Origin of the sequence: Rhodovulum sp. (assembly GCF_011048875.1) — a bacterium.
GTDB lineage: Bacteria > Pseudomonadota > Alphaproteobacteria > Rhodobacterales > Rhodobacteraceae > Rhodovulum > Rhodovulum tesquicola.
The window spans coordinates 1-3,827 of sequence record NZ_DSDD01000445.1 but is presented as its reverse complement, the minus strand read 5'-3'; the positions used below and the strand labels follow the sequence as shown (position 1 = coordinate 3,827).

At 67.2% G+C, this 3,827-nt stretch carries 3 protein-coding genes and 1 pseudogene; 3 read left to right on the top strand and 1 reads right to left on the bottom strand.

What is annotated here, in order from left to right; all coding sequences use genetic code 11:
• The first annotated feature begins 1 nt into the window (after position 1).
• Complete coding sequence (locus ENN83_RS15100) at positions 2–1,297, top strand: aspartate aminotransferase family protein (RefSeq protein WP_287188367.1); 1,296 nt, start codon at positions 2–4, stop codon at positions 1,295–1,297.
• A 47-nt stretch (positions 1,298–1,344) separates the two neighbouring features.
• Here ENN83_RS15100 and ENN83_RS15095 read toward each other — a convergent pair whose 3' ends face one another.
• Complete coding sequence (locus tag ENN83_RS15095; RefSeq protein WP_287188365.1) at positions 1,345–1,908, bottom strand: hypothetical protein; 564 nt, start codon at positions 1,906–1,908, stop codon at positions 1,345–1,347.
• A 237-nt stretch (positions 1,909–2,145) separates the two neighbouring features.
• Between ENN83_RS15095 and ENN83_RS15090 the strand changes: the two are divergent.
• Together ENN83_RS15090 and ENN83_RS15085 are read left to right on the top strand one after the other, a co-directional pair.
• Positions 2,146–3,392 (top strand): annotated as a pseudogene (locus tag ENN83_RS15090) (Zn-dependent hydrolase).
• 168 nt (positions 3,393–3,560) lie between these two features.
• Positions 3,561–3,827: transposase (locus ENN83_RS15085; protein ID WP_287188363.1), on the top strand; the 267-nt coding region annotated here is incomplete at its 3' end.

The window sequence follows — 3,827 nt, the reverse complement described above, 5'->3', positions numbered from 1 at the left end:
CCTGTCCGCCTTCTGGATGCCGTTCACCGCGAACCGCCAGTTCAAGAAGTCCCCGCGGATGTTCGTGGGTGCCGAGGGGATGTATTACAAGACGTCCGACGGACGAGAGGTGCTGGACGGCACAGCCGGGCTGTGGTGCTGCAACGCGGGCCATTGCCGGCCGAAGATCACCGAGGCGATCCGGAAGCAGGCGGCCGAGCTCGACTATGCGCCGGCCTTCCAGATGGGCCACCCCAAGGCGTTCGAATTGGCCAGCGCCGTGCGCGACATGGCGCCCGAGGGGATGGAGCATGTGTTCTTCACCAACTCGGGCTCCGAGTCGGTCGAGACCGCGCTGAAGATCGCCATCGCCTTCCACCGGGCGCGGGGCGAGGGCGCGCGGACCCGCCTGATCGGGCGCGAGCGGGGCTATCACGGGGTGAACTTCGGCGGCATCTCGGTCGGCGGCATGGTCAACAACCGCAAGATGTTCGGCACCCTGCTGGCCGGTGTCGACCACCTGCCGCATACCCATCTGCCCGCGCAGAACGCCTTTACCCGCGGTCAGCCCGAGCATGGCGCGTATCTCGCCGACGATCTGGAACGAATCGTGGCGCTGCACGGGGCGGAAACCATCGCCGCCGTGATCGTGGAACCAATGGCGGGGTCCACTGGCGTGCTGATGCCGCCCAGGGGCTATCTGGAAAAGCTGCGCGAGATCTGCACGAAACACGGCATCCTGCTGATCTTCGACGAGGTGATCACCGGCTTCGGGCGGCTGGGGTCGGCCTTTGCCGCGGATCATTTCGGCGTGCTGCCCGACATGATGACCGTGGCCAAGGGCCTGACCAACGGGGTGATCCCCATGGGCGCGGTGCTGACGACGGCGGCCATTCACGACGCCTTTATGCAGGGGCCCGAGCACCTGATCGAGCTCTTCCACGGCTACACCTATTCCGGCAACCCGATCGCGTCCGCTGCGGGGCTGGCCACGCTGGAAACCTATCGCGAGGAGGGACTGTTCGAGAACGCCGCGCGCCTCGCCCCCTGTTGGGAGGACGCACTGCACAGCCTGAAGGGCCTGCCGCATGTTATCGACATCCGCAACATGGGCCTGATCGGCGCGGTTGAACTGGAACCGATCGCGGGCGAGCCAACGAAACGCGCCTTCACCGCCTTCCTGAACGCCTATGAGGCGGGGCTCTTGATCCGCACCACCGGCGACATCATCGCGCTGAGCCCGCCGCTGATGATCGACGGCGCGCAGATCGACGAGCTGTTCGGCAAGCTCTCCGCCGGGCTGAAGGCGCTGGACTGATCCGACCGCAAGCCCCCGCCCGGACAGGCCGGGCGGGCGGCTGACTGTCAGCTTCCGCAGGCGTAGCCGAGGCTTGCCCGGTTGCCCTCGACCCCGCCCAGTGCGACCGAGCAGGCCCCGTCGGCCGCGACGCTTTCGCCCATGGCCAGCGTGGTGGTGGCAAGCCCGTTGACCGCCATGCGCGCCGTGCCCGATGCCGCATCGACCCGCGACAGGAACACCCGCACCGCGCCATCGGCAAGGATCGCGGTCTCGCCCACGCCGGTGCCCGGCGCCGCTGCGGCGGCCGTTTTCGGGGCGGCTTCGGGCGCCTCGGCGGGGGCGGGTGCCGCGGCGGTCTGCGCGACCGATCCCGAGACCTCGCCCAGCCCCTGAACGGTTTCGGCCAGCCGGCTGCCCAGCGTGGCGGTCTCGGCGATCACCGCGGCCTGGGCGTCGGCGCGCTCCGTCACCTCGGCGAGCGAGCTTTCCAACTCGCCGATCCGGTCGTTGAGGGCGGCGACCCGGGACTCGATCTCGGCGTCCTCCGTGCCGGAGCGTTTCTCGGTCACCACGAAAGCAAAGGCCGCGGCCACAACCACCCCTCCCATCAGCAACGTGTTGTTGTTCATCTTTGTTTTTCTCCCTGATCCGTTTCCCACGACTGCCCGCCCCGGTTGTCATCGGTCCCGTTTTGCCCGGAACGACGGCACTTTGACCGCTTGCAGCGCCGAATCGCGAAAATTTTTCACCCGCCGCCCCGCGCCGCTTGAACTCGGGTCGGGGGGAGGCAAGAGTGACCGGCGACAACGCCCCGCAGAGGGCGTGGGCGGCATGACCGCAGGCAAACAGGTGAGGACGACGTGACCATGACAGCCCCCGGAGAGAACCTGAGGATCAACGGCCAAAGGCTCTGGGACAGCCTGATGGAGATGGCACAGATCGGCCCCGGCATCGCGGGCGGCAACAACCGCCAGACCCTGACCGACGCAGATGCCGAGGGCCGCGCGCTTTTCCGGCGCTGGTGCGACGAGGCCGGGCTGAGCATGGGCGTGGACGAGATGAGCACCATGTTCGCGATACGCGAGGGCACCGACCCCGACGCGCTGCCGGTCTATGTGGGCAGCCACCTCGACACCCAGCCGACGGGCGGCAGGTATGACGGCGTGCTGGGGGTGCTGGGGGGCTCGAGATCATCCGCACGCTGAACGATCTCGGCATCAAGACGAAACGCCCCATCGTCGTTTCCAAAGGACCAACGAGGAGGGCACACACTTTGCCCCCGCCATGCTGGTTCGGGCGTCTTCGCCGGCGTGCTGGAGCGGGACTGGGCCTATGATCGGCGCGATGCCAGGGGCCTGCGCTTCGGCGACGAACTGGAGCGGATCGGCTGGAAGCGCGACGAACCCGTGGGCGCGCGCAAGATGCACGCCTTCTTCGATCTGCATATCGAGCAGGGCCCGATCCTCGAGGCCGAGGGCAAGGAGATCGGCGTCGTCACCCACGGCCAGGGCCTGCGCTGGATCGAATGCACGGTGACCGGCAAGGGCCAGCATACGGGGTCGACGCCGATGTATCTGCGCCGCAACGCGGGCCGCGGCATGGCGCGACTGATCGAGTTGGTCCACGAGATCGCCATCGCCCGCCAGCCGAACGCGGTGGGGGCGGTGGGGCACATCGACGTCCATCCTAACAGCCGCAACATCATCCCCGAAAAGGTCGTCTTCACGGTCGATTTCCGCAGCCACATCCTCGACACGCTGGAGGGGATGGTGGCTGAGTTCCTCGCCCGCGCGTCGGGGCTCTGCGCCGATATCGGGGTCAAGTTCTCGTCCGAACTGGTGGGCTTCTTCGACCCGCCCGCCTTTGACCCGGTGCTGGTGGGCCGCGTGCGCGACGCCGCCGAGCGGTTGGGCTATTCCCACATGGACATCGTCTCGGGCGCAGGACACGACGCCTGCTGGATCAACCGCGTGGCCCCCACCACCATGGTGATGTGCCCCTGCGTGGACGGGTTGAGCCATAACGAGGCCGAGGAGATCACCCTGACTGGGCCGCCGCCGGGGCGAACGTGCTCTTTCACGCGGGGCTGGAAACGGCGGGGGTCGTGGAGTGAGGGGACGAGCGCTGAGTGAAAACGCCCGGAAAGCCCTTTAAGTTCACGAAATAAATTGAGTTGTCGAGCGAGGGCGCGCATGGATGCGAAAGTTAAGGAACGTCTGAAAAACCTCCCGACTTCTGCCTGATCTGGTAGACTTGGGCATCCCTGCAAGGAGCCCTGCCGATGCCGAAACAGCCCGCCTTTCCCGGCCTGCGCGACGCGATGAAGAAGAAGGTCACGCGGCGCGAGCAGTTCCTGGCGGAGCTGGCCGCGGTGGTGCCCTGGTGTCGGCTGCTGGCGTTGATCGCGCCGCATTATCCCAAGGTCGGGCCGAAGGGTGGCCGGCCACCGATGCCGCTGGAGGTGATGCTGCGGGTCTATTTCCCGCAGAACTGGTATGCCTTGAGCGACCCGATGGCCGAGGAGACCCTTTACGACAGCGAGGCGATG

Bases quoted from the DNA above. Each gene is read 5' to 3' on its own strand.
- ENN83_RS15095 (WP_287188365.1), bottom strand. From the start codon at position 1,908: ATGAACAACAACACGTTGCTGATGGGAGGGGTGGTTGTGGCCGCGGCC.